The 24,760-nt window shown below is 35.4% G+C and carries 28 protein-coding genes and 2 other annotated features; of the genes, 18 read left to right on the forward strand and 10 right to left on the reverse strand.

What is annotated here, in order from left to right; all coding sequences use genetic code 11:
- The first annotated feature begins 241 nt into the window (after window positions 1–241).
- Window positions 242–2,845, forward strand: a complete 2,604-nt coding sequence (gene adhE / locus BPMYX0001_RS18055) for a bifunctional acetaldehyde-CoA/alcohol dehydrogenase (protein WP_006095960.1) — start codon at window positions 242–244, stop codon at window positions 2,843–2,845.
- 126 nt (window positions 2,846–2,971) lie between these two features.
- Window positions 2,972–3,199: a YrhC family protein gene (locus tag BPMYX0001_RS18060; protein WP_003200539.1), complete on the forward strand. Its 228-nt coding sequence runs from the start codon at window positions 2,972–2,974 to the stop codon at window positions 3,197–3,199.
- 282 nt (window positions 3,200–3,481) lie between these two features.
- Here BPMYX0001_RS18060 and BPMYX0001_RS18065 read toward each other — a convergent pair whose 3' ends face one another.
- Window positions 3,482–4,237 carry an HAD family hydrolase gene (locus BPMYX0001_RS18065; RefSeq protein ID WP_006095961.1) on the reverse strand — a complete coding sequence of 252 codons (756 nt, stop codon included), beginning with the start codon at window positions 4,235–4,237 and terminating at the stop codon, window positions 3,482–3,484.
- 115 nt (window positions 4,238–4,352) lie between these two features.
- On the opposite strand from BPMYX0001_RS18065, the gene BPMYX0001_RS18070 reads away from it, so the two are divergent.
- The gene (locus tag BPMYX0001_RS18070) at window positions 4,353–5,306 is read left to right on the forward strand and encodes a LacI family DNA-binding transcriptional regulator (RefSeq protein ID WP_029427555.1); all 954 of its coding nucleotides are present in this window, start codon (window positions 4,353–4,355) and stop codon (window positions 5,304–5,306) included.
- Between the two features lie 3 nt (window positions 5,307–5,309).
- Window positions 5,310–5,816: a GNAT family N-acetyltransferase gene (locus BPMYX0001_RS18075; protein ID WP_006095963.1), complete on the forward strand. Its 507-nt coding sequence runs from the start codon at window positions 5,310–5,312 to the stop codon at window positions 5,814–5,816.
- Window positions 5,817–5,827: 11 nt separating this feature from the next.
- Here BPMYX0001_RS18075 and BPMYX0001_RS34965 read toward each other — a convergent pair whose 3' ends face one another.
- Window positions 5,828–6,016, reverse strand: a complete 189-nt coding sequence (locus BPMYX0001_RS34965; protein WP_157753627.1) for a CPBP family glutamic-type intramembrane protease — start codon at window positions 6,014–6,016, stop codon at window positions 5,828–5,830.
- Between the two features lie 649 nt (window positions 6,017–6,665).
- Between BPMYX0001_RS34965 and BPMYX0001_RS18085 the strand changes: the two genes are divergently transcribed.
- Together BPMYX0001_RS18085 and BPMYX0001_RS18095 are read left to right on the forward strand one after the other, a co-directional pair.
- Window positions 6,666–7,124, forward strand: coding sequence for a GNAT family N-acetyltransferase (locus BPMYX0001_RS18085; protein WP_018765876.1), 459 nt, complete (start codon window positions 6,666–6,668; stop codon window positions 7,122–7,124).
- A gap of 420 nt (window positions 7,125–7,544) precedes the next feature.
- Complete coding sequence (locus BPMYX0001_RS18095; RefSeq protein ID WP_018782532.1) at window positions 7,545–7,922, forward strand: MaoC family dehydratase; 378 nt, start codon at window positions 7,545–7,547, stop codon at window positions 7,920–7,922.
- A gap of 50 nt (window positions 7,923–7,972) precedes the next feature.
- Here the strand turns inward: BPMYX0001_RS18095 and BPMYX0001_RS18100 are convergent, their stop codons facing one another.
- Complete coding sequence (locus BPMYX0001_RS18100; protein WP_003200551.1) at window positions 7,973–8,518, reverse strand: helix-turn-helix domain-containing protein; 546 nt, start codon at window positions 8,516–8,518, stop codon at window positions 7,973–7,975.
- Between the two features lie 157 nt (window positions 8,519–8,675).
- Between BPMYX0001_RS18100 and BPMYX0001_RS18105 the strand changes: the two genes are divergently transcribed.
- A complete protein-coding gene (locus BPMYX0001_RS18105; RefSeq protein ID WP_006095966.1) occupies window positions 8,676–9,080 on the forward strand; it encodes a DoxX family protein in 405 nt (134 codons plus the stop codon).
- 21 nt (window positions 9,081–9,101) lie between these two features.
- Window positions 9,102–9,959, forward strand: a complete 858-nt coding sequence (locus tag BPMYX0001_RS18110; RefSeq protein WP_006095967.1) for a VOC family protein — start codon at window positions 9,102–9,104, stop codon at window positions 9,957–9,959.
- 19 nt (window positions 9,960–9,978) lie between these two features.
- Here BPMYX0001_RS18110 and BPMYX0001_RS18115 read toward each other — a convergent pair whose 3' ends face one another.
- Both BPMYX0001_RS18115 and BPMYX0001_RS18120 read right to left on the reverse strand, forming a co-directional pair.
- Entirely contained in the window at window positions 9,979–10,293 is a 315-nt protein-coding gene (locus BPMYX0001_RS18115; protein WP_029427556.1) for a 4a-hydroxytetrahydrobiopterin dehydratase, read from the reverse strand.
- Window positions 10,271–12,028, reverse strand: a complete 1,758-nt coding sequence (locus BPMYX0001_RS18120; protein ID WP_006095968.1) for an aromatic amino acid hydroxylase — start codon at window positions 12,026–12,028, stop codon at window positions 10,271–10,273. The genes BPMYX0001_RS18115 and BPMYX0001_RS18120 overlap by 23 nt, the downstream gene beginning before the upstream one ends.
- Before the next feature lie 162 nt (window positions 12,029–12,190).
- Window positions 12,191–12,418: a binding site (T-box leader), on the reverse strand.
- A 52-nt stretch (window positions 12,419–12,470) separates the two neighbouring features.
- Window positions 12,471–12,698 (reverse strand) — a binding site (T-box leader).
- Between the two features lie 131 nt (window positions 12,699–12,829).
- Here BPMYX0001_RS18120 and BPMYX0001_RS18125 point away from each other — a divergent pair.
- Complete coding sequence (locus tag BPMYX0001_RS18125) at window positions 12,830–14,068, forward strand: TolB family protein (RefSeq protein WP_018782534.1); 1,239 nt, start codon at window positions 12,830–12,832, stop codon at window positions 14,066–14,068.
- A gap of 41 nt (window positions 14,069–14,109) precedes the next feature.
- Here BPMYX0001_RS18125 and BPMYX0001_RS18130 read toward each other — a convergent pair whose 3' ends face one another.
- The gene (locus tag BPMYX0001_RS18130) at window positions 14,110–14,232 is read right to left on the reverse strand and encodes a DUF4023 domain-containing protein (RefSeq protein ID WP_003200562.1); all 123 of its coding nucleotides are present in this window, start codon (window positions 14,230–14,232) and stop codon (window positions 14,110–14,112) included.
- Window positions 14,233–14,706: 474 nt separating this feature from the next.
- Between BPMYX0001_RS18130 and BPMYX0001_RS18135 the strand changes: the two genes are divergently transcribed.
- The 3 genes from BPMYX0001_RS18135 to BPMYX0001_RS18145 all read left to right on the forward strand — a co-directional run bounded on the left by BPMYX0001_RS18135 (window position 14,707) and on the right by BPMYX0001_RS18145 (window position 16,594).
- On the forward strand, window positions 14,707–15,282 hold the full coding sequence (locus BPMYX0001_RS18135; RefSeq protein ID WP_006095971.1) for a histidine phosphatase family protein: 576 nt from the start codon (window positions 14,707–14,709) through the stop codon (window positions 15,280–15,282).
- Complete coding sequence (locus tag BPMYX0001_RS18140; protein WP_006095972.1) at window positions 15,283–15,834, forward strand: hypothetical protein; 552 nt, start codon at window positions 15,283–15,285, stop codon at window positions 15,832–15,834. It abuts the gene before it with no gap.
- A gap of 259 nt (window positions 15,835–16,093) precedes the next feature.
- Complete coding sequence (locus BPMYX0001_RS18145) at window positions 16,094–16,594, forward strand: DoxX family protein (protein WP_003208549.1); 501 nt, start codon at window positions 16,094–16,096, stop codon at window positions 16,592–16,594.
- Window positions 16,595–16,635: 41 nt separating this feature from the next.
- Here BPMYX0001_RS18145 and BPMYX0001_RS18150 read toward each other — a convergent pair whose 3' ends face one another.
- Together BPMYX0001_RS18150 and BPMYX0001_RS18155 are read right to left on the reverse strand one after the other, a co-directional pair.
- Entirely contained in the window at window positions 16,636–17,508 is an 873-nt protein-coding gene (locus tag BPMYX0001_RS18150) for an alpha/beta fold hydrolase (protein ID WP_371400307.1), read from the reverse strand.
- Between the two features lie 24 nt (window positions 17,509–17,532).
- The gene (locus tag BPMYX0001_RS18155) at window positions 17,533–18,372 is read right to left on the reverse strand and encodes a GNAT family N-acetyltransferase (RefSeq protein WP_006095974.1); all 840 of its coding nucleotides are present in this window, start codon (window positions 18,370–18,372) and stop codon (window positions 17,533–17,535) included.
- 293 nt (window positions 18,373–18,665) lie between these two features.
- Between BPMYX0001_RS18155 and BPMYX0001_RS18160 the strand changes: the two genes are divergently transcribed.
- Complete coding sequence (locus BPMYX0001_RS18160) at window positions 18,666–20,051, forward strand: alkaline phosphatase (RefSeq protein WP_003200574.1); 1,386 nt, start codon at window positions 18,666–18,668, stop codon at window positions 20,049–20,051.
- Between the two features lie 56 nt (window positions 20,052–20,107).
- Window positions 20,108–20,587 carry a Cif family virulence factor gene (locus BPMYX0001_RS18165; protein ID WP_006095975.1) on the forward strand — a complete coding sequence of 160 codons (480 nt, stop codon included), beginning with the start codon at window positions 20,108–20,110 and terminating at the stop codon, window positions 20,585–20,587.
- A 27-nt stretch (window positions 20,588–20,614) separates the two neighbouring features.
- On the opposite strand, the gene BPMYX0001_RS18170 is transcribed toward BPMYX0001_RS18165, so the two are convergent.
- Window positions 20,615–21,265, reverse strand: a complete 651-nt coding sequence (locus tag BPMYX0001_RS18170; protein ID WP_003200578.1) for a GTP pyrophosphokinase — start codon at window positions 21,263–21,265, stop codon at window positions 20,615–20,617.
- 358 nt (window positions 21,266–21,623) lie between these two features.
- Here BPMYX0001_RS18170 and rpmG point away from each other — a divergent pair, with 358 nt between their 5' ends.
- From rpmG to BPMYX0001_RS18185, 3 genes are all read left to right on the forward strand, one after another.
- Window positions 21,624–21,773, forward strand: a complete 150-nt coding sequence (rpmG, locus tag BPMYX0001_RS18175) for a 50S ribosomal protein L33 (RefSeq protein ID WP_001265619.1) — start codon at window positions 21,624–21,626, stop codon at window positions 21,771–21,773.
- Window positions 21,774–21,894: 121 nt separating this feature from the next.
- Window positions 21,895–22,608, forward strand: coding sequence for an RNA polymerase sporulation sigma factor SigK (gene sigK / locus BPMYX0001_RS18180; protein WP_018765865.1), 714 nt, complete (start codon window positions 21,895–21,897; stop codon window positions 22,606–22,608).
- 294 nt (window positions 22,609–22,902) lie between these two features.
- Window positions 22,903–23,700: a phosphatidylserine decarboxylase gene (locus BPMYX0001_RS18185; protein WP_018782540.1), complete on the forward strand. Its 798-nt coding sequence runs from the start codon at window positions 22,903–22,905 to the stop codon at window positions 23,698–23,700.
- 148 nt (window positions 23,701–23,848) lie between these two features.
- On the opposite strand, the gene sda is transcribed toward BPMYX0001_RS18185, so the two are convergent.
- Window positions 23,849–24,004 carry a sporulation histidine kinase inhibitor Sda gene (gene sda / locus BPMYX0001_RS18190; protein WP_000850094.1) on the reverse strand — a complete coding sequence of 52 codons (156 nt, stop codon included), beginning with the start codon at window positions 24,002–24,004 and terminating at the stop codon, window positions 23,849–23,851.
- Window positions 24,005–24,247: 243 nt separating this feature from the next.
- Between sda and BPMYX0001_RS18195 the strand changes: the two genes are divergently transcribed.
- Window positions 24,248–24,760, forward strand: coding sequence for a YqeG family HAD IIIA-type phosphatase (locus BPMYX0001_RS18195; RefSeq protein WP_003200585.1), 513 nt, complete (start codon window positions 24,248–24,250; stop codon window positions 24,758–24,760).

Consider the following 24,760-nt stretch of genomic DNA (forward strand, 5'->3'; position numbering starts at 1 on the left):
AAAAGGCAGTGTTTTTTTTAAATACAATTTGTGAAACTTTTCACAAATTAGACACACACAATTAAAAATATTTCGTGTATAGTAAAATCATGAAATAATACTTCACACATAAATATGTGAAACATTTCACAAATAATAGGATTCATGTAGGAAAAGTAACTCTATTTTTTTACGCTAATAGGGACGCATTAAGACCCTTAGGGTCTATTTAAGTCCATATAGCAGAATAGGAGGAAATTACATGGTAGTCAAAGAGAAAGTTGTAAATGAAACGCAAGAAGTGGTAGAAATGATTGAGGCGTTAGTAAAGAATGGTAAAAAAGCTTTACAAGCATTAGAAGGTTTTACACAGGAACAAATTGATAAAATTGTACATGAAATGGCACTTGCGGGCGTGGATCAACATATGCCGCTTGCAAAAATGGCTGTTGAAGAAACGGGACGCGGTGTGTATGAGGATAAATGCATTAAAAATATTTTTGCAACTGAATATATTTGGAATAGCATAAAAAATGACAAAACAGTGGGGATTATTCGTGAGGATCCACATGAGGAAGTAATAGAAATTGCAGAGCCGGTCGGTGTGGTTGCTGGGGTAACGCCAGTAACAAATCCAACGTCAACAACGATGTTTAAAGCGATCATTGCGATAAAAACGAGAAACCCAATTATTTTTGCATTCCACCCTTCAGCGCAGCAATGTTCTATCGCAGCTGCAAAAACAGTGCGCGATGCTGCAGTGAAAGCTGGTGCACCAGAGAACTGTATTCAATGGATTGAAAAGCCTTCTGTTGAGGCAACAAAACAATTAATGAATCATGAAGGTGTAGCGCTTGTTCTGGCAACAGGAGGAGCAGGAATGGTAAAATCAGCATATTCAACTGGTAAACCAGCTTTAGGAGTAGGACCAGGTAACGTTCCATGTTATATGGAAAAATCAGCGAATGTGAAACGTGCTGTGAATGATGTAATCTTATCAAAAACATTTGATAACGGTATGATTTGTGCTTCTGAACAAGCAATTATTGTAGACAAAGAGATCTATAATGATGTGAAACAAGAAATGATAGCAAACAATTGTTATTTTGTAACAGAAGATGAACGGAAGAAATTAGAGAAACTTGTCATTAATGAAAATACATGTGCAGTAAATAGCGATATTGTTGGGAAATCTGCTCACTACATTGCATCACTAGTAGGAATTGCAGTACCAGAAGATACAAAAATGCTGGTTGCAGAAATTAAAGGAGTCGGCGCAAATTATCCGCTATCCCGCGAAAAATTAAGCCCAGTATTAGCTTGTATAAAAGCAAATTCATTAGAAGAAGGATTGCAGCATTGTGAAAACATGTTAGAGCTTGGCGGTTTAGGACATTCTGCAGTTATTCATTCTACAAATACAGAAGTACAAAAACAGTTTGGTTTACGTATGAAAGCATGTCGTCTTATTGTGAATGCTCCGTCAGCACAAGGCGGAATTGGTGATATATATAATGCTTTCATTCCATCGCTTACACTTGGATGCGGATCATACGGAAAGAACTCTGTATCTCAAAACGTAACGGCAACTCATTTAATGAACGTAAAGAGACTTGCAAATAGAAAAAAGAATATGCAGTGGTTCAAGCTGCCACCAAAAATTTATTTTGAAAAACACGCTACGCAATATTTAGCAAGTATGCCAAACATTTCACGAGCATTCATTGTAACAGATCCTGGAATGGTTCAACATGGATATATTGATGTAGTAACGCATTATTTAGGTCAACATAGAAATGATGTAAAAGTAGAAATATTCTCTGAAGTAGAACCAGATCCATCAGATGAAACTGTATTTAAAGGTGCAGAAATGATGAGAAGCTTCAAGCCAGACGTGATTATTGCTCTTGGCGGCGGATCAGCGATGGATGCAGCAAAAGGAATGTGGCTATTTTATGAGCATCCAGAAACAGAATTCTTTGGTATCAAACAAAAGTTTTTAGATATTAGAAAACGTACATGCAAATATCCAAAACTAGGAACTAAAGCGCAGTTTGTTGCGATTCCTACAACATCTGGAACAGGATCAGAAGTGACACCATTTGCGGTTATTACAGATAAAAAGAATAATATCAAATACCCGCTTGCTGATTATGAATTAACACCAGACGTTGCAATCGTTGACCCGCAGTTCGTTAAGACAGTACCACCACATGTAACTGCTGATACAGGAATGGATGTATTAACACATGCGATTGAAGCGTACGTATCTATTATGGCAAACGATTATACAGATGGATTAGCTTTAAAAGCAATTGATCTTGTCTTTAAATATTTACCACGTGCATATAAAGATGGAAATGACGAAGAAGCTCGTGAAAAAATGCATAATGCTTCAGCAATTGCTGGGATGGCATTTGCCAATGCGTTTCTTGGTATTAACCATAGCTTAGCGCATAAAATTGGACCGGAGTTTCATATTCCGCATGGACGTGCTAATGCAATCTTAATGCCGCATGTTATTCGCTATAATGCAATTAAACCAAGAAAACATGCACTATTCCCTAAATATGAGCACTTTGTTGCGGATGAGCGTTATGCACATATCGCAAGAATGCTTGGTCTTAAAGCACGTACAGTAGAAGAAGGCGTGGAATCATTAGTACAAGCTATTATCGCCCTTGGAAAAGAATTAAATATTAATATGAGTGTTGCTGGCCAAGGTATTGAAAAAGAAGCATTTGAAGCGGTTGTTGATATACTTTCTGAACGAGCATTTGAAGATCAATGTACAACGGCAAATCCGAAATTACCGCTTATTTCAGAGTTGAAAGAAGTGTATATGCAAGCTTATAAAGGTGTATAGAAAATTTGAAAGAGCCGTTTAGCAGCGGCTCTTTTTACTTTGGAAAACATCTCCCTCATTGGCTGTATTTACTTGCCTCAGAAACGATTAGAATATGATAGAGTGAGAGGGAGGAGTGGTAGAAGTATGAAAGAATTACAACAGAAAATAGCAGATTATATTCGCTTCGGTCAAGTTCTTCTTGCGCTAGCCACATTTTTAATGATTGGTTTATTAATCCCAAATGGAGGGAGAGAAACTGTACAATCCTTTGCGATGATGGGTGTTATTGTTTTATTTTTAGGGATGTCATTTTTCTTTTTCAAGCGTGTTAAAGTATTGCGTGACAGGTTAGAGGAGAACGAGTATGAATAAGATTGATAGATGAAACGCTACGAAAAGAGTGTATCTTTTTGTAGCGTTTTTTCGTATAAGTAAAATTTGTAGAAAATGTATGTGTTTTATATTGACAATGATAATCTTTATCAATTAAAATATAATAGAACTAAGTTCTAATTCAAGGTCATTTGTGAACGGAAGTTCTTGTCCGTTGTTAGAACAAGATAAATATCTAGTATATAACTGAAAATCCTACCCCCCCTCAACTGTAGTTTTCTTTATACTAGTTATGATATGGATGCAGTAGACAAGCTTTGTCTACTGTCTTTTTTTTGTTAAAACTTGTATATCATTGTAATCGGTAATAATAAAATCTGCATAAGGTGTTAGTTCTTTTATAGCATGTTCATGATTAGCAATGCCTACAGCAATACTTCCGGCCTCTTTAGCCATTTTTACATCTACAACAGTATCTCCAATCATTACTAGCTCATTTGGTCTAATATCAAGCTGTTCACATGCTTTTGTAATCATTTCTGGATGAGGCTTTCCGTTTTCTACATCTTCTGGCGTAAAGAGAAATTGAAGAGATGGTATGTTAAGTAAATCAATACATTTTTTTGTTCTCACCTTATTGTCCGAGGTAAGAATACCTGTGTATATTTCTTCTTTTTGCAAAGAAATAATGCATTCAGTTATCCCTTGAATAGGATGAAAAGCTTGTTCAATGGATAATTGCTCATTACTTTCTTCAAATATGGTAGTAGCGAGCTCTTTGCAACGGTGCCATGGATATTTTTTGATTTGATATAAAAGGCTGGCGACAACAATAATTTCTTCTTCTTCAGATGCGACCGCTAACAGGCCTTTAAAATCAACTTTGTTTGGAGGTACAAATCCAACTGCTTTTTCCCACAGAGGTTCATACTTTTTACCAACAATTTGTGAAAATTTGTATTTTCGCATTCTATCAATTTCCTGCCAAAATGGAATCGCGTGAAATAATGTACCATCTTTATCAAAGGCAATTGCTTTCGTTTCAATAACCTCTCCAGAAATTTGAATTTTTCCCATATTTCATGTCACCTCGTTTATAATAGTTACCATATACTGTACATTCTGAAATGCATTACAGGTCAAGGGGGGAGTTAAGATTTCTACAATTGAAGATATCGCTAAATTAGCCGGAGTGTCTAAAGCAACCGTTTCCCGTGTGATCAATCATCATCCGTATGTACGTCCAGAATTAAGGGCGAGAGTGCAAGCGATTATTGATGAAAAAAATTATGTACCTGTGGCGACAGCGAAAGATCTACGTCGTCTACAAACAAAATTAATCGGTGTAGTCGTACCAAATTTACATCATCCCTTTTTTAGTCAGTTAATTCAAGAGTTAAGTGGTATTTTAAAAATAGATCGTTATGATGTCGTGATATTACAATCAAATTATGAAATTGAGAGAGAAAGAGAATTTTTACAATATATTAGGACGAAAAAGTTAGATGGGCTTATTTTTACTACACTTTCTTTGCCAATAGAGGAAATAGAGCGTGCGATAACTTCAGGAGCTATTGTTATTTGTAATGAACATGTAGAAACAGAACTCGTATCTACAGTTCAATTTGATGAAGAGCTAGCTGGTTACATTGGAACGAGGCATCTTTTGGAAAATGGATATACACGTATAGGATTTTGTTACGATACATTAAAAAGTAAAGCGCAGAGAAAAAGATATCAAGGGTATAAAAGAGCTTTAAAGGAGTATGGTCTACAGTTACAGCAAGAATGGGTATTTCCAAATTGCTATGGGCTGAAGGATGGGAAGAGGGTAATAGATAGCATTCACTCCATGCAAAATGCCCCAGATTCCATCTTTACAGGCAGTGATGAAATAGCTGCTGGAATTATTATGGAGGCTCAAAAGTTGAAAATTGCGATCCCACAAGATTTTGGTGTTATAGGATTTGATAATCAAGAACTTTCGATGATAATGCATCCTAATATAACAACGATTAATACCTCCATTACAAGTATGGCAAAGAATTCTATCGTATTATTACATAAACAATTGCGAGGAGAGCCTGTACAACGTATACAATTACCTATTTCAATTATAGAAAGAGAATCTACAAGAAGGGAGTAGGATATGTTCCATACAGATCGTTTACAATTTCGAAAATATACAATGGATGACTTAGATTTCTATGCTTCCTTATGGGGAAATGTGAAAGTAATGCGCTACATTGGGAACGGAACGCCAAAAACATATGTGCAGTGTAAGAAAAGTCTGGAAAGCTGGGTTCTTCCTAGTTATAAAAACGGTTTAGGATTATTTCTAATGATTGAAAAGGAAACAGATACTCCAATTGGTCACGCAGGACTCGTTAGGCAACAAGTAGATGGAAGAGAAGAAATTGAAATTGGGTACTGGTTACTTCCAGAGTATTGGGGAAAGGGATATGCAAAGGAAGCAGCAACAGCTTTTCGAGATTATGGTTTTCAAGTGTTAAGTTTGAATAAGCTCATTTCTCTTATTAATCCAGATCATCCTGCTTCTATCTTTGTTGCCCGAAAAACAGGAATGAGTTATGAGAAGACAGCATCATTTCATGGAATAGATGTTCTTGTATATGCAATTAAAAGAACAGGATAAATCCTGCTCTTTTAAAGAATGAGACTACTAAATACCATTAATATGTTTAAAATTACATGCCATATAATAGCTGGAATGATACGATTTGATTTCACAACTATTCCTCCATAAAATATACCAGCTATAATAAAAGCGGTGGAAACACTCCAAGAAAAACCTAAGGAGTAATGCTGTAAACCAAAACCAATGCTTGTAAGCAAAATAGCCTATTTTTCATCAAACTGATTTGTAAACTGATGTAGTAGGATTCCCTGCCAAATACATTCTTCTAATACGCCATTGATAATAGAAAACAATACAGCAAATAGCATGATATGTTGTATATAAGATATTTCTTTTTGTAGTAGAAAAGGTGTAAAGGTGACGATGTTAATAGAAATCGCGATGATAAGAAATATATAAATTTTAACTTGATGAGGACCACTCCAAATAAAAGGCACGTGCAAAGTATTGTTCCATTTTGGTTGATTCTAATTTAGAGATATTCGCTGTTTGCGTATAAGAGCATCTATGAGAAATGGCACAAAAACAAGAAGTAGGCAAAGACGTTTCACAATAATTGTTAGTTCTCTTGAAGAAAAGGAAATTTGATCCATAGTAAATAAATAGAGAAAGAATCCACTCCCAAATAATAGAGTAATCCATATGAAATGATGATAGTTTTTCTTTTTTAGTAGTAGAAGTAGTAATGTAAGGATCCATAAACAAAAGAATGCTATATTAGTAGTTTGTATAGTAATCATAAGAAGTGTAAAAGAATAATAAAAATCCCTTCATCTTTTTCTCCTTTTAAAAAGGTAATATTCAACTTTTAAAGAATAGTATATAACAATAAAAGGGGGAATGGGATTGTATATTTATCATAATGGACTCATTATTCGAGAAGGAACGACAGGTGTGCCAGCTTATGCAATTAAAAGTTTATTTGAAGATGCGGGCTGGAGTAACAATAGCATTCCATCATGGCAAATTGAAAAATTTACGATAGCATTTGAAAATTCTACGTGGGCTTTTACGATTTGGGATGAGGAAGAAATGATTGCGATGGTTCGTGTTATTTCTGATCAGATAATGGCTGCAAATATTATGGATTTAGTTGTGAAGTATGAATATAGAGGAAAAGGATTAGGAAAGAAGCTCGTTTCCCTTTGTATGCAGAAACTCCCTCATGGAGATTGGTTTGCTCATACTTCTGCGAATAATTTTGATTTTTATCGTAGTTGTGGTTTTGAGGTGCGGGATTTATCTCAAAATGGGACGTGTGCTTATTATGGTTATAATGAAGCGAAAAAAGCAGGACATCGATAATCCCATTAGATAATAGAAAGCGTGTAAAAAGGATTGCTAGACGATAGCGATCCTTTTGTATTTACACAGATAAACTATTTTATTGTACAAAAAAGAAGTAGTGAATTGCGAATGAGAGAGTAAACAAGGGGAGTAGGAATATCATTTTCTTTTTGAAACCTTTAAAGAAGGAGTTATTATTGGGAGCAAGCCAAACTTCTAATGTGGAATAGAAGAGTAATGAAACTGCCAATAATATGCCACTAACTAATTCAAATGTCATTGTTAAGACCTCCAATTTCACCAAAGATACTTAAATAATAACATGAAAATGTTAATTATTTACAGTTTGTAACGATACTTTTAGTGATTAAAATGAAGGTCTATTCATTTTGTGGTAAAATAATAAAGAAAATTCAGAAATTTAAAAAGGAGGATAAAATGAATATTAAAGTAGGAGATACGTTTCGGTACGAAAGAACATTTACAGAAGAAGAGGTTTTGGAATTTGCTCATCTTACAGGTGATAAAGGGAGACATCATATGGAACATGATGAGCAGGGACGTTTAATGGTGCATGGGTTATTAACTGCAAGTATTGGAACGAAAATTGGTGGAGAGGTACATTACATAGCACGGGAATTAGTAAGTGAATTCATCAGGCCTGTTTTTACTGGAGATACAATTACTTGTGATGTAACTCTTACAAGTGTGGAACAATTGGAAGGGTACAAAAAGGTATCGATAGAGTCGATTTATCGTAATCAAAAAGGGAAAGAAGTATTAGTAGGATCAAGCTATGGAATTATACGAGAATAATGCAAAAAGCCTGTTTTTCATTTTTGAAAACAGGCTTTTTGCATTGCATTTTAATATACACGTTTTCGATTTTCAGCATGGCTCGAGATGAGTAATAATGCGGAGTCTTCGCCAATATTACGCACAATATGTGGCACACATGCACTCCAGGAGAAAGAATCTCCTTCTTCCACAATCGCGATATCTTCTCCGTGCTGTACTTCTAATTTACCGCGCAAAACAAGATGGCATTCTTCACCTTCATGAGCATTTGGTATATTTTCTTTTGGGAATCCAGCTGGGATTTCTACTAAAGATAAACGAAGGCCTCCTTGCTCAGCGACATGTTCAATCCTTTGTTCATCTTTTCCATACACACTGTATTTTCGTTCTTCCTTTTTTACAATTTTCATGTGATCTTTTTGCTCAAGTAATAAATAAGGGAGAGGAACGTTTAAAAATTTGGAAATTGTTTCTAAAGTTGAGATAGATGGAGAAGTTTTATTATTCTCGACCTGGCTCATAAAACCTTTAGAAAGTCCTGTTCCTTCACAAATTTGGGCGATAGTGACGCCTCTGCGCTGACGAATTTCACGTATTGCAGAACCGATATTCATAATAATCAAGCTCCTTTTTGTAGACAACTATTTGTATCATAGCAAAAAAAAACATTTTTTTCTCAAGAAAAATAAATTGACGGATAAAAAAAATTATTGTATGTTTTGTAATGTGAACAAAAGTTTTATATTATAAAACTCAAAAGGAGAGAACAAAATGAATCAACATATTGGTAATTTAATTATTCGTATCGTATTAGGAGTAACGTTTTTTATGCATGGTTTGGCAAAGTTCCAATCAGGCATTGATAATATTGCAGGATGGTTTACAAGCATTGGTTTACCAGGTGCTCTTGCATACGGCGTAGCGACAGTAGAATTAGTTGGTGGTCTGTTATTGATTATCGGTTTAGGTGTACGGTATATTGGATTATTATTCGCACTTATTTTAGTTGGAGCAATTGTAAAAGTAAAATGGTCTGCTGGTTTATTAGGAGATGGAAAGAATCCAGGATACGAATTAGACCTTGCATTGTTGGCAATGGGTCTTTACTTATTCGTTGTTAAAGCTGAAGGTTTTGTAGATAACTTCTTAAAAGCAACTGTATTCAAAAAACATTAATCGAAATGGGGGCATAACAATATGGACTTTCGACTTCATCCCAGTACAACACTCGGTGCAGTTCATTTATATGTATCGAACTTACAACAGTCTCTAGCATTCTATACAGATGTGTTACGATTGAAAGTGGTAAGAGAAGAGGAGCATATCGCTACACTTGGTAATGAAAGTAATGAACCACTTCTTATAATAGAAGAGAAAGAAAATGCTCTTCCAAAACAAAGAAGTCGCACTGGTTTATATCACTTTGCAATCTTACTACCAAGTAGACAAGATTTAGCAAATATTCTTCTTCATCTTGTGCAGAAAGTGTATCCGTTACATGGCGGGGCAGATCATTACTTTAGCGAAGCAATTTATTTAGCTGACCCAGATGGAAATGGAATCGAAATTTATCATGATCGTCAAAGAGAAGTATGGCGTGATGAAAAGGGAGAGCTTCCGTTTGTTAGCAACCCATTAGATGGAGACGGATTATTACAACAAGGAAATGAGTGGAATGGATTTCCAAGCGGAACTGTAATGGGACATATCCATTTACATGTTGCTGATTTAGAAGAAGCAAAACGTTTTTATGTAGATGGGCTTGGATTTGAAGTGACGATTCCAGTCCGAAATGGTGCATTATTTGTTTCAGCAGGTGGCTATCATCACCATGTTGGTTTAAATACATGGCAAGGTGAAGGTGTGCCGCCGCAAATGCCAAATTCCGTTGGCTTGAAATATTTCACAATTGTACTAGTAGATGAAAAAGAAAAAGAGCAAGTGTGTGAAAGCTTAAAATATATTGGCGCGATTGCTATGTATAAAGATGGAATAATGCAAGTAGAAGATCCGTTTGGTCACTGTATTCAATTGATTGTAAAAGGAGAAGCCTAAATAAAGGCTTCTCCTTTTTTTACTTTCTTATAATTGCTTTTTCATTTTGTAAAAAGAGTTCATTAAACTGTCTTGCTAGCTCGAAATCAAGTTTTGTTAAACCTTTTGCATTCCAGGATGACAAAGTAATAATGACTGCTTTATACTGGATAAGGATAAATGGATGGTGATTGTGTTCTTCTGATAGTTTGGCGGCTTCAGAGACAAATTCGACACCTTTTAAGTAGTCGGAAAACATATATTTTCTTTCAATCCATTTTTCATCTTTCACTGTCCATTTATCTAGCTTTGCTAATTCCTCTTGCACTTCTTCATCTGTTAGTCGTTGCATTATTGTTCACATCCTTTATTGAGAGTAGGGCAAGACCATTGCTAATCAAACGTTTTACAGATTCATTTTCTGTAAAAGTAGAGAGTTGTTGTAATAGAGCAGTAGATGCGTCGTGCCCTTTGTTATGCTCTAAAAGTAATTCTAAAATTTCAAGACGAAGTAACCATTCTTTCGTATAGAACTTATTTAGTACCTCTTGAATTGCTACTAATTGTTCCACATGTGAATCTTGTAACACACCTTCATTTCGAATATCACGAACGGTTTGATACATACGATCAAGCTCAGTTAATGTAAGTGGTTCTGGTGTTTCTTCTACTTCTTCAGTCACTTCGAAGAATGCGGCTGCATCGGCTGCGCCTGGGAATACAGAAGTGATTTTTGAACCAACTGCCATGTCAAAAGCTCCCCATGAAGCATCAAATAATAGACGATCTTTGTAAACCACTGTGCAATCTGTAAATGAAATAAGAGCGATTTTTTCATCGTTTTTCATAATATCGGTTACTGTTCCTTTTACATGAACACCGCTTGCAAAGTATAGTTCCGTACGATTACCAATGATAATGCCTAATGCTTGTAACTCCTCATCTGTGCAATCTTCGAGTGAAACATTGCCTTCTAATAAACCAACTGGTGTACCAAATCCCTCTTGATGTACAGCTGTAGAATGATTCGGTAGTTGTTTATTGTTTAGTGCTAATGCAGTCGGTGTATTTGTTTTCATGTAAATCACTCTACCTGCATCATTTTGAATCTTTTCTGCAAATGTACCTGTAATTTGTAACCCACTACTTAATTGAGCAGTTGCATTGTTTTCAGAACGAATTGCTTTTTCTAATCCTTCTGCGTCACCTGTTTTAAAAGCCATTGTTTCAGAGAAGTTCTCAAGTGCCTCTGTTAATTCTTCAAATGACTTGCATACAAATAGCTGTGGTTGCATTTTTGTAACATCATAGGTCGTTTTTGTACAAGCTTCAATTGAGAATGGGACTTTTTCTACAGCATCTGTTAAACAATGTTTGCTCTCACCGACAGAGGAGAGAAGACCGGCACCGTAAATTTTCGGGTTATTTATATCTCCAATTAAGCCGTACTCGACTGTCCACCAGAAAAGGCGAGAAATTTGTTCCGCTTCTGATAAGCCAGAAACAAGCTTTTGCTTTTCGACAACTTCTTTTTCAGCTGCTGCAACTTCTTCTGGTGTAGAAGTTGGACTTTCTTTCACAATTGTCAAAGTACGCACAGCTTCAAAAGCATCGTGTTCTTCTTTAGTTGAAAATGCTTTTGCTCCAATTTGGCCAAATCGTTTTACATATTTTGCATATGTAGGATCAAGTAAAATCGGTGCATGTCCAGCTGCTTCGTGAACGATATCAGGAGCTGGAGTATATTCAATGTTTTCCACTTTACGAATATCTGTTGCGATTGGTAATAAACCATGTCCTTGGAAATCAAAGAACGCTACACCGGGAATAAGGCCGTCAATCGTTACTGCACCCCAACCACTTGGTGCTAAGCATTCATTCATTTCTTCAACCTTTGGAATTGCATCTATATTAATACCAGATGATTGTAGTCCGTTAACATAGGCTGGATGAGCAACATCTTTTAAAAAGTTATGGTTTTGTCTCATAATGTAACGCCACACAGCGTGATTAACCGGTGTGTACTGATCGTAATGCTGCGTGGATACAAATGGTTTTAAATGTGATGGAATTTCTGTTTTCTTTGTCATTAATACATCCTCCTTTTTTATCTGTAAAAACTGCTGTGATTACTTTTGGGTATATCACCCCCTTTCAATTATTGTAAGCGCTTATAAAATTTTATCATAAGATTCGGAATTATTTAACATTTGTTTTTGTGAGAAATAGAAAAAGCCCCTATCGGAAAATCCGATAGGGGCGAAGAAATCGCGGTACCACCCTATTTGTAAGTGAAAATCCACCTACTTCTCAGTTACTGATAACGGAAAAATCCGTCTTTTCCTTCATGCAAAAATAGCACTACGAAAAAGAAACTCCAGAATTGTAATTCGCACTTGTATATGTACTGATTCGCACCAAACATCAGCTCTCTGAAACAGGGATATAAGTTACTACTGCGATTCTTTCAACGCGTAATATATGAAATTGTTTAAAAGGGGAAGACGCAAAAAAGCCCCTATCGGAAAATCCGATAGGGACGATAGAAATCGCGGTACCACCCTACTTGTAAACAAAAAATTGTTTACCACTTACTTTAAGATAACGGAAAGATCCGTCTTTCTCTTCATGCATAATCGCACTACGGGAAAGAAGCTCCAGAATTGTAATTCACGCTTGTATATGTACTGATTTGCACCAACCATCAGTTCTCTGAGTCAGGGATATAAGTCGCTACTAGGTTTCCTTCAAAGCCGATATATAATTCGTTCAACTAAACTATGTTTTGTATTATAAAACTACATTTGAATAGTTGTCAACAATAATTTTATTTAAATATAGTAGATAAGGGGAACGATAAGTGGGAATTATCTATAGGAGGATAGGAAAAGATGTGGAGAAAAATAATTGTTTTGATTGTCTGTGTTTGCTGCTTATGTGAAGCTGTGCCTACTGTTCAAGCTGAAACAAAAAATATACAAGTAGCTTTTATTCGTAACCATAATCTCTGGATAAAAATCGATGGGAACGAAAAACAAATAACAAAAGGAGAGTACATAACAAAGCCAAAATGGTCACATGATGGAAAATGGATCGCATACGCAAAGGGAGAGGAACAAAATCAGCTTGAATTGTACCGTGTTGCGGATGGGAAAAAAGTTGTTCCGTCTCAGACAGAAGCAACGAATTATCAATGGTCACCGGCAGAGAATATAATTGCATTTGAATTTACAAGCACGTTAAATACATTTGATGCAGAGAAGAAGAATGCAACGTTTGAAAATGTATCATCGGGTGTAGGAGACTATGCATGGTATCCAGACGGAAAGAAATTTCTTGTTTCGTCTGAGGCTCAGTTGCTTCCAACAGGTTGGACAGGAGCGCAGTTATATGAAGTACAAAAGGATGCAGGAATGAATCCGAATAAAATGAAACACCTGTATACATTACCGAGTATGCAGGAAGATTTCTTAGCCTATATTGCAAGTGATTTCAAATGGTCTCCAAATCAAAAGTGGATTGCTTTTTTAGCTGTACCAACTGCTTCGTGGTCAGCTGATAGTAATACACTTTGTCTTTTGAAAGCGGACGGAAGTTATTTTGAAAAAGTAGATCAAATGTTATTAAACAGCCAATGGATACAATGGTCTCCATCGAAAAATATATTAGCTTATATTGAAGGAAGTGGAAGATTTGCGTTAGAGAATAAACATTTAAAAATAAAGGAATTACCCGCTCTCCAGCAAGAAAAATTCACTCCAAAAGGATATGTTGATTGGGATTTTACATGGCAGGATAATGAACTTATTACTCTTTCAAGAGCGAAGGAAATGGAATGGTCGAACGAAGAAGAAAAAAGATCATTGCCTTCTTTATACCAAGTAAATATTCAATCAAATCGACAGCGTCAAATTACAACTCCTTCAAAAAAATATGGAGATTACAATCCACTTTATATAAAAAGTGAAAATCAGCTGACATGGATGCGCTCTGACCGTAAAAAGGCAGATATGTGGTTGGCGAATGGAGAGGGATCGAAAGCGAAGAAATGGATTGAAAATATTGATGTCCCCCAGTGGTATTATGAAAAATGGAATTGGGAGGAAGTTATTTCTGTAAAAGAAGGTTAAAAAAGGCTGCCTAGAATATTTTTTAGGCAGCTTTTTTATAGTTATTTGTGCGTTTTATTCGGCTTCTTTTTCCCAGGATTTCCATTCCCTTGGCGTTTTCTATTTTGCTCGTCTTTCGCTTGTTTTTCGTGTATTGTGTCTAAAAAATCATTTGAGTTACTCATTGATATATCCTCCTCAGAATTTCGTTTTATCTCTGTTACTATAACCATTTGAGAGGAGAATCATGAATTGGTATTCGGATTAAAAAATGTATAACTCTGTATAGATTTTTCAGCTTTCAAACATTTGTGAATTCCTCCCTAAATATATAAGAATTATAAAGTGAAACTTTAATCAGTGGGGGTTTTCTTCATCCCCCACTGATGATTATTAGCCCTCACCAATCGGGCTTTTACGGGCAGTTGATCCCCACCTAACTTATTTGCTTTCACTGAATTTTGAGGTGGAGGTCTTACTGCCCGTTAATGCGGGATAAAAATGGTTTACATATTTTATTGTAATAATTGCTAATATGGGTGTCGGATATTTTTACAGCATCATTTATAATTGTGATTAAAAATAATGCAAAAGGAATATAGAAGAGAAAGGAGAAAAGATAGAAAGATATATTTATTTTCATAGAAAGGACTAAAACTATGAAACTTATTTTCATAAGGCATGGCGAGGGAACACATACAAAAGATTTACCTATGAGCTTGCAATTAGAGAATTCAGCTTTGACAAAAGAAGGCGAAAAACAAGCATTGTTACTTCAAAGTAGTTTACCACTACAAGAAATCGATGTATTAATAGCGAGTCCTACGCTTCGAACATTACAAACTGCTGCGATATGGAGCTCACAAGTAGTTTGCCGCAAAATAACACATCCTTATATTTCTCCACGTATTTTCTCTTATCGTGAAGGAGCGAGAACATTACCGTGTGACAGGTTGTTAGATACAAAGGTAATTCAAGAGTTATTTCCTAGTTTTTCTTTAAGAGAAAATACAAACGATATGTTATGGAATCAGGGGATAAATACGATTTCAGAGAAGGAATTTCAGAATATAGCAGATGAATTCATCGATTGGTGTTATACATTACATACAGAAAGAATTTGTATCGTTTCACACGATGGAACGATTACAGCATATAGGCAGTATTTACAAAATTTAGTTCTAACCAGAGAGGATTTTTTAGAAGAAACAGGTGTGTATGAAATAAACTTATGAATGGAGGTTTTTTATTTGAATATTGCGTTAGTAGTTGGCGATAATTCAGATTTAGAAGCACAATCGCTTCGAGCGACGCTTGAGTATTTTGGAGCAAGAGTTATTACATATTGGATTGGTCGACCGCGGGATTTGATGGATGTTCTTTCAGGGAAAAGTTTGTATGAAGATATAGATTATATTATCTTTTGCTTTCATGGTGAAGAAGGGGAATTTGTAATGGAAGAATTAGGGGAAGATGTGTATGAGAAAGATGAGCTGAGAGGAAACTTTGGTGTAACTGAAATTAAACAATATGCAAAATTGCATAACAAGTATATTATCAATAGCGGGTGTACTTTAGGAGATCCAAAACTTGCGACAGCATTTTTAAATAGTGGTGTAAAAGCTTATATAGGCTCAACAGATTATGTGGATGGAAATGCAGCACTTATGTTTACAATGCGTTTATTTTACGGGCTTATTAATCATCAAAAAACAATAGATGATGCATTTCAGGATGCAAAATCATTAGATAACGGGACTCTTACATTTGAATTATATAGAGAATGAAACGTGCTTATCCGAATATAGGATAAGCACGTTTCACATTTACCGCATAATTTTTTTGCGAAAAATAATGAAAATCATTATCAATTATGGTATGATATTTTCAAGTTTTTTGCAAGGAAATAAAAGCAACTATATAAATGTTAGTTTTTAACATTCTATATAATTGTCACAATTTATTCATAATTAACATTTAAAAAATAAGTAACTAATGTTAAGATATTACCTGCAACTAACTTAATTACATCTTTAGGAGGAAGATATGGTTATTCAATTTTTAAGAGAAAACAAAGCAGTTTCTTTTGTGTTAGCGATTATCCGTGTTTATCTGGGATACACATGGTTGATGGCTGGAATCGGAAAGTTACAAGGAAAGGGATTTGATGCGACAGGTTATTTGCAGGGGGCTATTGAAAAGTCAAAAGGAGCACAACCAGCCGTTCAATCTTGGTGGGCAGCATTCTTACAAGACTTTGCAATTCCGAATGTTGATCTATTTAACACGCTTGTAACATGGGGAGAAATTCTAGTTGGAATAGGTTTAATTGTAGGTTGTTTAACGAAAACAGCTGTCTTTTTTGGTCTTGTAATGAACTTTTCCTATATGTTTAGTGGGTCTCTAGGTGTGAATCCACAAATGGTTATTTTATCTATGTTTGTTTTAGTTGCTGGCATGAATGCTGGAAAACTTGGAATTGATGGTTGGATTGGACCTAAATTACTAGGTTCAAAAACGCAAAAAAGACAGAGGCAAGCTGCTTAATATATGAAACGGGTATCTCAAAGGTGAGATACCCGTTTTTATTACTTTGTCGTTTCGGTTGGATTCTTTTCAAAGAATTCTTTTACATAGCCCATAAATTCTTTCGGTTCTTGGCGGAATGGGGCATGATAACCTTTTTCAATAATATGAAAGGCGCTGTTTTTTAAAAACTGATGATAAGATTCGCCTTCTTTCCATGATACACTACTATCATTTCTGCCCCAAATAATTAAAGTCGGAAGCTTGATTTCACTAGCATTAATCTTAAGGCGTCTAGGCCACATTTTCATTTGGTTATAATGTTCTGTATCATCACGTTTAAATTTCACTTTACTTTCATCATAATTTGTAATTGAAGAAACAGTATTTAAATCAGTTGATAACTGTGGCTTAGGTGAAGCATTTCTGTTCGTTAATGATACAGCTCCTGTAGCGTCCGTTAAAATGAGATGGGTAACTGCATTTGGATATAAGTATGTTAAATTAAGAGAAATTTCTCCACCCATAGAATGACCAAGCACTGCAAATGTATCATATCCTAATTTTTTCATTAACTTATAATAAAGATTGGCATGGTTAGGGAAAGAATATGGAAAATCCATCGGCTTGGAAGAATGGCCAAATCCTAAAACATCAACGGAGATAATCGTATGATCTTTTGCTAAGTCTGCATAAATATCGCTAAATCCGTTGGATGATCCACCAAATCCATGAAGCATAAGTAATGGTGGTTTCTTTTTCCCAATTTGTTTAAAGTAAATAGTTTGTCCATCTATGTCGACCATTTTTTCATCTGTTGTTAACTTTGTTTCAATTGTATTTTTTACCTGTTTTACTGTTTCTACGGGTTTTTCTGCCGCATTACAACCCACTAGCAATGTAAGAGTAAGACAGCTTACTATATAAGATTTCATTCGTTTCAAGCATTTGACCCCTTTCTAACATAACGCTGCATCCATCATAGCAAATAAATGGTCACGATTTCCAGACAGGTGACTTCCATTTTTTATCATAAGGGGTGAAAGCAGTGTTTCTTGAAATCCTTTCGATTCCAAGTGTGCTCGAAATGTACATTGTGAGTGTGGAACATCTATACGTACAGTTCCATTCCAACCTTTGCAAATGGATTGTAATAATTGGATTGCATCTCCCTCATTTTTTGCGATAAGAGGGGTAATGCACAGTACATCCCCTTTTTGGATACATAATGAAAAAGACTCTATCCTGTGGTTTCTTTCAATTTTAAATGTGAGTGCTGCTCTAGCTAGTAATATTGAATAATGGTTTGGACGATGCGTACCTGTTGCGGTTTTATCAAGCTTACTGAGAGAACTAAGATCATCTTGTATAATTTGCTTTAAATGAGAGAGATTCGTAGATGTATTTGTAACAAATTTTTCAAAGCGATGGATTGTTGTAATTGTCGTAAAGCCGTATTTTTGGTACAAGGGCACACCAGCATCTGTTGCGATGAGTATAACTGGGAGAGAAGTAGGCGCTTGTTGCACACAAAAATCGAGTAAAGAATGGCCAAGTCCTTGTTTTTGAAAGTTGGGGTGAACCATTAACATACCGATAGAAGAAAATCCAGATTTGGAAGGGAATACCCCACCAGTAGCAATCAGTTTTTCGTTCTGTGTATAGCCAAATAGACTTCCGATTGACAGGTACATTTCAAATTGATTTCGCATAAATAATTGAGGCTGTAACCATCCAACAGCCTCGCAAAGAGAAATGAGCTGTGAAATACTAGAATTATTTAGTTTTTGTATTTGCATATTGAATCACCACATTTCTAATCTAGTAGAAATATTTTACCATGAAAAAAATGAATACATAGTCATAAACAGAGAGAATGTAAAGCAGTAATTTTTAATTTTGAAAAATCTATACTAGTTTCTTTTCATTTTGTAAAGGTGATAAAGCTTAATGATATAAGACAAAGATATACAAATTATAACTAAAATTTACATTACTTAACAAAATATTTACATATAACTAACTTTTCCTTAATAGTCTTCCTTTAAATTGGGTATAGGGAACTTAATAACGTATTAGGGGGACAAAAAAAGTGAAAAAGTTTATGAAGAAAGCATGGCCATTTGCAGTTGTCACATCGTTAGCACTTACTTCCGTAGTAACGTGGGGCGTAACACGTTCAGATGTAATTAAAGCGGATGGAAAAGCAAGTGATCCAAAAATTAAGAATGTAATTGTTTTAATTGGGGATGGCATGGGACCTTCGTATATGACTGCTCATCGTTATATGAAAGACAATCCAAAGACGTTTGAAATGGAATCGACAGAATTTGATAATCATCTTGTAGGAACACAAAAGACATATCCAGAAGATGAGCATCAAAATATTACAGATTCTGCATCAGCGGCAACAGCGATGTCAGCAGGTGTGAAAACATACAATGCAGCAATCGCGGTTGATAATGATCAAGCAGAAGTGAAAACAGTACTTGAACAAGCAAAAGAGCAAGGGAAATCAACAGGTTTAGTTGCAACTTCTGAAATTACACATGCAACGCCAGCTGCTTTTGGAGCGCATGATATAAGCCGTAAAAATATGGATGCAATTGCAAATGATTACTTTGATGAGAAAATTAATGGGAAACATAAAGTAGATGTTCTTCTTGGTGGTGGCGTGAATAACTTTGTAAGAAAAGATCGGAATCTTACAGAAGAATTTAAGAAGTCTGGTTATAGCTATGTAACAGATCGTGAGCAATTATTAAATGATAAAAGTGATCAAATTCTTGGTTTATTTGCACCAGGTGGCTTAGATAAAATGATCGATCGTAATGAAAAAACACCTTCGTTAGAAGAAATGACAAATGCAGCAATCAATCGTTTAAATAAAAACGATAAAGGTTTCTTCTTAATGGTAGAAGGTAGTCAAATTGACTGGGCTGGCCATGATAATGATGTAGTTGGTGCGATGAGTGAAATGGAAGACTTTGAGAAAGCATTTAAAGCAGCAATTGAATTTGCGAAAAAAGATAAACATACATTAGTGATTGCAACAGCTGACCATTCTACTGGTGGATTCTCTCTTGGTGTAAACGGTGAATATAACTTTAATGCAAATGCAATTAAAGCTGCGAAACGTACACCAGACTTTATGGCAAATGAAATTGCAAAAGGTGCAAATGTAGAAGAAACGTTGAAAAAATACATTGATTTACAATTAACAACAGAAGAAATTAAATCCGTGAATGACATTGCTCCATCAAAAGATGTAACGAAAATTGATAATGCGATTGAAGAAATCTTCAATAAACGTTCATTTACAGGCTGGACAACAGGTGGACATACGGGTGAAGATGTGAACGTATATGCATTTGGACCAGGTAAATATCTATTCTCTGGCGTTCAAGAAAATACAAATTTAGCAAAACGTGTCTTCGATATTGTTGGTGGCGGTGACCCTAATAAAGGCAGACGCTAATTGTGAAGGAAAGCGAGGTATTTCGCCTCGTTTTTTCTTTTTTGGAGGAATAAAGGATGCAAAACTTTGTTAAGAAAATAGGGGCTTCTGCTCTAGCTGGGTTATTATTAATGGGTTGTCAATTTCAGCAAGAAACGAAGCAAAAAGATATAGAAAAAAAAGAGGTAACGGTAAAACAAGAAACGAAGGTACATGTAACACCAGAAGAAGAGAAAGAAATTCGGAATGTAATAGAGACGTTTGTGCAGACGACAAACGAAAAAAATTTCGATCAACATATGGCTTTGTTTTCGGGAAAAATTGTTGGCGCCGAAGACTTACGAACACAAAAAGAAGCGGCGTTTCAACGAGAAAATAAGAGAATTGAGTTGAATCGTGTTCAAGTGAAAAGTTCAAAAGGCAATTTTGTCATTGTTGAAACAGAAGAAAAAGAAATAGATGGTGGAAGCTCTCTTCAGAAAAAGATCCGGTATGCGCTAGGAAAAGAAGATGAGCATTGGAAAATTGAAGAAGTCCGGACGGTAGAAAAGAAATAAAAAGGTTCTCTTATTAGGAGAACCTTTTTATAATGGTAGTAAAATTTGATTTGAACATGCTTCAATCTCATCAATATCTTGGCGGATGGTTGCCATTTTATTATCAAGCTCTTCAGCTTTCATGGCAGCATCGTGGAGTTCATCTTTTAAATAATCGGGGATATTCCCCTCATATTTATAGTAGAGTTTATGCTCTAAACTTGCCCAGAAGTCCATAGCGAGTGTACGTAATTGAATTTCTGCAAAAACTTCTTTTGTACCAGAATTTAGCGCTAGTGGATACTTAATAATCATATGCAAACTTTTATAGCCGTTTTGCTTTGGATTAGCAATGTAATCTTTTACTTCTACAATTTCCATGTCTTCACGATTTTCAATGACTTGTTTTAAGTGATAAATATCTTCCACAAAGCAACATGTAATCCGGATGCCGATAATATCTTGCAAATGTGTTTGCGCATTTGCAATCGTTGGTGCTAAATTTTTGCGTTCGAGTTTTTTTACGATGCTTTCAGGCTGTTTCAATCTTGTTTTTATATGTTCAAACGGGTTGTAGTCCTCTAAGAATTGAGCTTCCCGGTTCATAATTTCGAATTTTGTTTTTAACTCTTCTAAAGCGAATGTATAAGGTAATACAAATGCTTTCCAATAGTTAACAGTTGATTGATTATATTTCATTTATATACACACCTTTTCATATTTGCAAATAAGGTTGCTTATTATACTAAATACCAAATCATATAAGCGCATGCTGCAAATGATGAGATCATAAAACGGTATTTTGCTTTCATTTGTTTTTAACTCCTTTCTAATTAGCTTTCATATATCAATAAATTGGATTGTTAATAAATTGATTATGTACAATTCTAATAGTAATGGATTGATGTGAATTTCGTATGAACTAATTGTTTCAGTTTTTTGTCTTTTTAGAATGATTGTTAAAAGGGTGAATTGACAAAAAGAATAATAGCATTTATTTTATAAATCATAATCATTACGTTTTAGTTGCGATCTTTGGAGAAAAGGAGGTCTACATATGCGTGTAAACATTACATTAGCTTGTACAGAATGCGGTGATCGTAATTATATTACGAAGAAGAATAAGCGAAATAATCCGGAGCGTATTGAACTGAAAAAATATTGTCCACGATTAAAGCGAGTAACATTGCATCGTGAAACGAAGTAAAACAGCTAGAGAAATCTTGCTGTTTTTTTATGCATTTCTATTCTTAAGTAGGTACAGACACAAACAATCCCCCGCCCACATACATATAGTAAAGACCACTATTTTGGCGGAGGTGAAGGGTTTGAGTCTATTCGCCGCAATTGGATACATGATTCGCGAAGTGTTTGTATTTGTTTCTTATGTTAAAAACAATGCGTTCCCACAGCCATTGTCATCAGACGATGAAAAGAAGTACTTAGAGCTGATGGAGCAAGGTGATGCTCATGCGAGAAATCTTTTAATTGAACATAATTTACGGCTTGTGGCTCATATTGTTAAGAAATTTGAAAACACAGGTGAGGATTCGGAAGATTTAATTTCTATCGGAACGATTGGGCTCATTAAGGCAATTGAGAGTTATTCAGCGGGGAAAGGAACGAAGCTGGCGACATATGCAGCTCGTTGTATTGAAAATGAAATTTTAATGCATTTGCGTGTACTGAAGAAAACAAAGAAAGATGTTTCACTTCATGACCCGATTGGACAGGACAAGGAAGGAAATGAAATATCACTTATCGATATTTTAAAATCCGAATCCGAAGATGTAATTGATATGATCCAGCTTAGCATGGAATTAGAAAAAATTAAGGAATATATCGATATTTTAGATGAACGAGAGAAAGAAGTGATTGTAAAAAGGTTTGGACTTGGTCTTGATAAAGAAAAAACGCAGCGGGAAATTGCGAAAGCGCTAGGCATTTCAAGAAGTTACGTGTCCCGGATTGAGAAGCGAGCGCTGATGAAAATGTTTCATGAATTTGTTCGTGCGGAGAAGGAAAAGAAGGGAAAAGCGTAAAGGTGTGTGGTACGGTTGCAGCTCGAGTGCAGCCGTTTTTTCTTTTGATGAAAAGGGAATAAAACAAGAAACTCTAAGAAGAAATATACGTTCACTGTTGAAAATGACGGGTTCTATCTGTAATATTAGAAGGTGCTAACGAATTTAAGAATGAAATAGTATTTGTTTTTTCTTTTTATATGACTGGCTCGATGTATGATAAGTGAATATAAAAACCACTTTCTGATATAGAAAGAAAAGAAGGGAAAGCTAAACTTAATTGTTACATTAAGACTTATTAGGAGGTTTCGCGGTTTGCGACGTACATTATATCGACTCATGATCGAACTTACAAACGGGCGTTTTACTTCTTATATATTACGTAAATTTGCACAGTCTCGCTTAAGTTCCATTATTATTTCATCTTATGCAAAAGCATTTCAATTGAATCAGGATGAGATGGAGAAGGACTTAAAGGAATACCAGACGCTGCATGAATTATTTACACGTAAGTTGAAAGAAGGAAAACGAGAAATAGATGCAGCGGCATCAAGTATTGTTAGTCCTGTTGATGGGGTATCTGCTGATCATGGCCCTATTGAAGAAACGAAAACATTTGATATTAAAGGCAAGCGGTATTCGCTTGTGGATATGCTAGGTAATGAAGAGCGAGCAAGACGCTATGCCGGCGGTACATATATGGTTATTTATTTAAGTCCAAGTCATTATCATCGCATTCATAGCCCGCTCTCAGGTGCTGTGACAGAGAGAGTTGTACTTGGAAGAAAATCATATCCAGTAAACGCAGCAGGAATGAAATATGGAAAAGAACCATTGTCAAAGAACTATCGTTCTGTCACAGAGGTCGATAGTGAAGGACAACATATGGCGCTTGTAAAAGTAGGAGCTATGTTTGTAAATAGTATTGAGCTTCTTCATGAAAGAAATACTGTTCAAAAAGGTGAAGAGATGGCATACTTTACATTTGGTTCAACAGTCGTGTTACTGTTTGAAAAAGGAATGGTTGAAGTTGTTTCAACATTAACGAGTGGCCAAGAACTTCACGTTGGTGAAAAAATCGCAACGCGCTTATCTAATGGTAACGGGCAGTAAAAGTTTTATCACAAACTTGTGAGGACACCAAGAAGTTAGATGGACTTATGTGATGAGTGAAAAGTTCCCACGGATGGAAGTTTCATTTTATAAAAGAGCCATCTTGAGGATGGCTCTTTTTACAGGCGAAGCAGTAATCTATATGTACTCAAGACGATTTGACAAGCTTGTCCTCTAATGATCGCCGGATGATTTCTTGTTTTATAAGTAAAATGAAGTCAGGATTTAATTTTAGTTCTTTTGCTTTATAATAAGACTCAGTGAGTAACTCAGTAGATAACTGTTCCATATGTTTCGTTTTCAAGGTGAGTCACCTCCGATAATAAGGATAGGTTCTTTGTTGCATCTACTGTATCAAAAAAATATGATAGTCACAAACAACTGGTTATCCACATATCACCGTGGATAAGGTGTGTATGAGTTGTTGATAAATTTTGAATTAACTGAAATATCGATGTGGAAAATGTGTACAATGTTATCCACAAGCTCGCTATCGAAAAATGTTGTCGAAAAATTTTAAGAAAACTCCTCAAAGAGGTGAAAGAAATTGAAATTATTTTTACCTAATGAATACGTAAAAAACGTATATCATGTTCAACCGGAAGATTTAAAAAAACGCGGGATCAAAGGTATTATTACTGATTTAGATAATACTTTAATTGAATGGGATCGCCCGAATGCAACGCCTAAGCTTGAGCAATGGTTTTTAAAAATGAAAGAGCAAGGCATTCAAGTAACGGTCGTTTCAAATAATAATGAGCAACGTGTAAAGGATTTTGCAGATCCACTTGGCATTCCTTTTATCCATAGCGCACGTAAACCATTTGTTCGTGCTTTTAAACGTGCGATACAAGAAATGAATTTAAAAGCGGATGAAGTAGTTGTTATTGGGGACCAATTGTTAACGGATGTATTAGGCGGGAATCGCGTTGGTTTATATACAATTTTAGTCGTGCCAGTGGCACAAACAGATGGACTAGTAACGCGCTTTAATCGAAAAATTGAACGAAGAATTATGAGCAATATGAAGAAAAAAGGTTTAATTAACTGGGAGGAATAA

Origin of the sequence: Bacillus pseudomycoides DSM 12442 (assembly GCF_000161455.1) — a bacterium.
Classification (GTDB): domain Bacteria; phylum Bacillota; class Bacilli; order Bacillales; family Bacillaceae_G; genus Bacillus_A; species Bacillus_A pseudomycoides.

Excerpts from the sequence above, each read along its gene's own strand:
- adhE (WP_006095960.1), top strand. The coding sequence starts at position 242 with ATGGTAGTCAAAGAGAAAGTTGTAAATGAAACGCAAGAAGTGGTAGAA.
- BPMYX0001_RS18060 (WP_003200539.1), top strand. The coding sequence starts at position 2,972 with ATGAAAGAATTACAACAGAAAATAGCAGATTATATTCGCTTCGGTCAA.
- BPMYX0001_RS18065 (WP_006095961.1), bottom strand. The coding sequence starts at position 4,237 with ATGGGAAAAATTCAAATTTCTGGAGAGGTTATTGAAACGAAAGCAATT.
- BPMYX0001_RS18075 (WP_006095963.1), top strand. The coding sequence starts at position 5,310 with ATGTTCCATACAGATCGTTTACAATTTCGAAAATATACAATGGATGAC.
- BPMYX0001_RS18095 (WP_018782532.1), top strand. The coding sequence starts at position 7,545 with ATGAATATTAAAGTAGGAGATACGTTTCGGTACGAAAGAACATTTACA.
- BPMYX0001_RS18100 (WP_003200551.1), bottom strand. The coding sequence starts at position 8,518 with ATGAATATCGGTTCTGCAATACGTGAAATTCGTCAGCGCAGAGGCGTC.
- BPMYX0001_RS18105 (WP_006095966.1), top strand. The coding sequence starts at position 8,676 with ATGAATCAACATATTGGTAATTTAATTATTCGTATCGTATTAGGAGTA.
- BPMYX0001_RS18110 (WP_006095967.1), top strand. The coding sequence starts at position 9,102 with ATGGACTTTCGACTTCATCCCAGTACAACACTCGGTGCAGTTCATTTA.
- BPMYX0001_RS18120 (WP_006095968.1), bottom strand. The coding sequence starts at position 12,028 with ATGACAAAGAAAACAGAAATTCCATCACATTTAAAACCATTTGTATCC.
- BPMYX0001_RS18125 (WP_018782534.1), top strand. The coding sequence starts at position 12,830 with ATGTGGAGAAAAATAATTGTTTTGATTGTCTGTGTTTGCTGCTTATGT.
- BPMYX0001_RS18130 (WP_003200562.1), bottom strand. The coding sequence starts at position 14,232 with ATGAGTAACTCAAATGATTTTTTAGACACAATACACGAAAAACAAGCG.
- BPMYX0001_RS18135 (WP_006095971.1), top strand. The coding sequence starts at position 14,707 with ATGAAACTTATTTTCATAAGGCATGGCGAGGGAACACATACAAAAGAT.
- BPMYX0001_RS18140 (WP_006095972.1), top strand. The coding sequence starts at position 15,283 with ATGGAGGTTTTTTATTTGAATATTGCGTTAGTAGTTGGCGATAATTCA.
- BPMYX0001_RS18145 (WP_003208549.1), top strand. The coding sequence starts at position 16,094 with ATGGTTATTCAATTTTTAAGAGAAAACAAAGCAGTTTCTTTTGTGTTA.
- BPMYX0001_RS18150 (WP_371400307.1), bottom strand. The coding sequence starts at position 17,508 with ATGAAATCTTATATAGTAAGCTGTCTTACTCTTACATTGCTAGTGGGT.
- BPMYX0001_RS18155 (WP_006095974.1), bottom strand. The coding sequence starts at position 18,372 with ATGCAAATACAAAAACTAAATAATTCTAGTATTTCACAGCTCATTTCT.
- BPMYX0001_RS18165 (WP_006095975.1), top strand. The coding sequence starts at position 20,108 with ATGCAAAACTTTGTTAAGAAAATAGGGGCTTCTGCTCTAGCTGGGTTA.
- BPMYX0001_RS18170 (WP_003200578.1), bottom strand. The coding sequence starts at position 21,265 with ATGAAATATAATCAATCAACTGTTAACTATTGGAAAGCATTTGTATTA.
- rpmG (WP_001265619.1), top strand. The coding sequence starts at position 21,624 with ATGCGTGTAAACATTACATTAGCTTGTACAGAATGCGGTGATCGTAAT.